Below are 3,221 nucleotides of genomic sequence, written 5' to 3'. Positions count from 1 at the left end.
GCAGTTTTTTGGCTCAGTTCAGCGATTGATCCATTAGTTTTTTAGTTGTGAAAGTAAGGTGGGTTTCCCTTTTCTTTGTTGCCTTTTAATATTCGTTTTATCAGGTTCGGCAATTGACCATTATTGCCAAAAGTTCATGGATTTCAGAAACCAATTCAGGCTTCAATTGTTCATGGCCTTGCCTCATTTTAGTCTGCATCAGTGTTTTCCTCTTAGCATTTACAATCCCAATTGGTGTTGGGATATTTGGTTTATCAGCTCAAAACAGGCTGAAACCAAATCGTACAAATGGTGTAAGAAAAAGGGATTGTTTCGTTTCACAGTTATTGCCGTTGATTGGATATTTTGCTCGCTTAATTGAGCCAGTCTAATTAAACTCAGTTTACAGTAAATCTCGGTAAATCAGTTCTTTACCAATTAAAGCGAAGCGTTGACAAAGATCGTGTAACAAATGCATCAACACGATTTGCTACACTCGGCGTTGTCAGTTTGCCTTTAGTTTTAGTGATTAAGGCAGTAAAATTCAGCTATGTCTGTATCGTAGCAAACGTGTTATGCAGGCGTTAAATGAACTGTCTCAATGGATAATTAAGTGATACAATAGTGATACTTTGTTCTTTCGATAATGGAAACTGAATATGAAAGTTGAATTAGTCACTACATTAAAACGTCAAGCAACCAAGATTCTTTCTGAACTTCATGCTTCAAAAGAACCAGTGTTAATTACAGAGCACGGTCAACCGTCTGCTTATTTGTTAGATGTTGATGATTACGAGTTTATGCAAAAACGAATTGCTATTCTTGAAGGTATTGCTCGCGGTGAAAAAGCAATTTCAGATAATCGTGTAGTTTCTCATGAAGCCGCAAAAGAGAAGATGAATAAATGGCTGTAATTAATTGGACTGAATCAGCATTATTAGATTTGGACGAAATTGCAGAATATATCGCTATTAATAATATCTTAGCGGCTAAGGCGTTAGTTCAATCAGTTTTCCATCGTGTTGAGCGTTTAGAGGATTTTCCATTATCAGGCCGTAGTGTTCCTGAGCTTCCTCATTTAGATTATCGTGAAATTGTATTGCCGCCATGCCGTATTTTTTACAAAGTAACCAACGATGATATTGTATATATTCTTTACGTCATGAGGGAAGAGCGCGAGTTACGCCAATTTGTTCTCAATGACCGTGGTTTGCAGTAAGAGTTCATTTAACAATCGCATCAACACGATTTGCTACACTCGGCGTTGTCGGTTTGCCTTTAGTTTCAGTGATTAAGGCAGTAAAATTCAGCTAGGCCTGTATCGTAGCAAACGTGTTATGCAGGCGTTATACGAACTCTGAGAATGCAGTTTTTGGGTTCAGTTCAGCGATAGAACCATTAGCTTTTTAGGTGTGAAAGTAGGGTGGTTTTCCTTTTTCTTTGTTGCCTTTTGGTATTCGTTTCATCAGGTTCGGCATTGAGCTATTATTGACCCAAATTCAGGCGTTTCAGCGGCTAATTTACGCTTCAATTGTTCTTTGGTTATGCCTCATTTTAGTCTGCATCAGTGTTTTGCTCTCAGCATTTTCAATCCCAATTGTGGTTAGGATATTTGGTTTATCAGTTCCAAACTGTCTGAAACCAAGCCGTACAAATAGTGTAAGAAAAAGGGATTGTTTCGTTTCACAATTATTGCTGTTGAATGGATATTTTGCTCGCTTAATTGAGCCAGTCTAATTAAACTCAATTTACAGTAAATCTTGGTAAATCAGTTCTTTACCAATTTAAGCGGAGCGAAAGCAAGGCTCGTATAACAAAGCAATCAACACGATGCTATTTACATTCGGCATTCGCGGTTTAGAGTATAATTGGTTTTGTAAGTCGGTCTTTCGCACGTGTTATTGCGGCGTTATAATTTTTCTTAGTATTGCTGAATATTTATACTTGCACTATAATTGGTACAAAATTAAGTACAACTAAGGTGCTATTATGACTAGACTAAGATTAGACCAAGATATTCAACCACTTTCAGAATTCAGAGCTGCCGTAGCGTCGTTTATTCGTCAAATTAACGAAACTCGTAGACCTTTAGTTATCACTCAGCGTGGTAAAGGTGTCGCTGTTGTTTTAGACGTTGCTGAATATGAAGCAATGCAAGAAAAAATAGAGTTACTGGAAGAGGTGCAACAAGCTGAAGCACAAATCGCTAGTGGTCTAGGTTTATCAAATGATGATGCTCGTTCTAAAATCTTAGGGCGCTTACGTTCATGAATGTTATTTGGTCACCTCTTGCTTTAGACAAAATAGGGCAGACAGCAGAATACATTGCATTAGACAATCCATCAGCAGCAGAGAAGTGGGTTAACGACGTATTCGATAAAGCTGAGAGTTTAGGTTCATTTCCAGAGTTGGGCCGTCTTGTCCCTGAGCTGAATAAAGCCAATTATCGTGAAATCATTTTTGGTAATTACCGCATTACTTATAGCGTAACGTTAAACATAAATATTTTAACGGTTCGTAACTGTAGTCAATTGCTAACTATGGCTGATATATAAAATTATAACAAATGCATCAACACGATTTGCTACACTCGGCGTTGTCAGTTTGCCTTTAGTTTCAGTGATTAAGGCGTTAAAATTCAGCTAGGTCTGCATAGTAGCAAACGTGTTATGCAGGCGTTACACGAACTAAAGATTGCAGTTTTTTGGCTCAGTTCGGCGATAGAACCATTCGATTTTGAGATGTGAAAATAGGGTGGTTTTCCTTCTTCTTTGTTTCCTTTTAGTTTTCATTTCATTAGGTTCGGCAATTGACTATTGTCGGCCTAAGTTCATGCGTTTCAGTGGCATTTTTACGCTTCAATTGTTCTTTGGTATTGCCTCATTTTATCCTGCATCCGTGCTTTGCTCGTAGCATTTTCAATCCCAATTGTGGTAAAGATATTTGGTTTATCAGCTTAAAACTTGCTAAAACCAAATCGTTCAAATGGTGCTAGAAAAAGGATTGCTTCGTTTCGCAGTTTTTGTAGTTGAACGGTTCTTTTGTTCGCTAAATTGGTTTTTGTAATCTAGAATTGGTTTTTAAATATTATTCGTAAATCAGTTCTTTACCAATTAAAGCGAAGCGTTGACAAAGATCATGTAACAAAGCAATCAACACGATGCTAATTACACTCGGCATTCGCGGTTTGGAGTGTAATTGGTTTGGAAAGTCAGTCGTTCGCACGTGTTATTGCGGCGTTA

General features: G+C 37.7%; 4 protein-coding genes. All 4 read left to right on the top strand.

Annotated elements, in window-relative coordinates:
* The first annotated feature begins 638 nt into the window (after positions 1-638).
* The 4 genes from PVK63_RS19810 (at position 639) to PVK63_RS19795 (ending at position 2,534) form a co-directional block, all read left to right on the top strand.
* Positions 639-893, top strand: a complete 255-nt coding sequence (locus tag PVK63_RS19810; RefSeq protein ID WP_011263488.1) for a type II toxin-antitoxin system Phd/YefM family antitoxin — start codon at positions 639-641, stop codon at positions 891-893.
* Complete coding sequence (locus tag PVK63_RS19805; protein ID WP_011263487.1) at positions 884-1,198, top strand: type II toxin-antitoxin system RelE/ParE family toxin; 315 nt, start codon at positions 884-886, stop codon at positions 1,196-1,198. Before PVK63_RS19810 ends, PVK63_RS19805 begins: the two co-directional genes overlap by 10 nt.
* A gap of 770 nt (positions 1,199-1,968) precedes the next feature.
* On the top strand, positions 1,969-2,250 hold the full coding sequence (locus tag PVK63_RS19800; protein ID WP_130088426.1) for a type II toxin-antitoxin system Phd/YefM family antitoxin: 282 nt from the start codon (positions 1,969-1,971) through the stop codon (positions 2,248-2,250).
* Entirely contained in the window at positions 2,247-2,534 is a 288-nt protein-coding gene (locus tag PVK63_RS19795; RefSeq protein ID WP_130088427.1) for a type II toxin-antitoxin system RelE/ParE family toxin, read from the top strand. Before PVK63_RS19800 ends, PVK63_RS19795 begins: the two co-directional genes overlap by 4 nt.
* Positions 2,535-3,221 lie beyond the last annotated feature (687 nt).

The sequence above is a fragment of the Aliivibrio sp. S2TY2 genome (assembly GCF_028765525.1).
Lineage (GTDB): Bacteria > Pseudomonadota > Gammaproteobacteria > Enterobacterales > Vibrionaceae > Aliivibrio > Aliivibrio finisterrensis_A.
The sequence above is the reverse complement of the archived record's forward strand: the minus strand, read 5'-3'. Positions and strand labels throughout refer to the sequence as shown.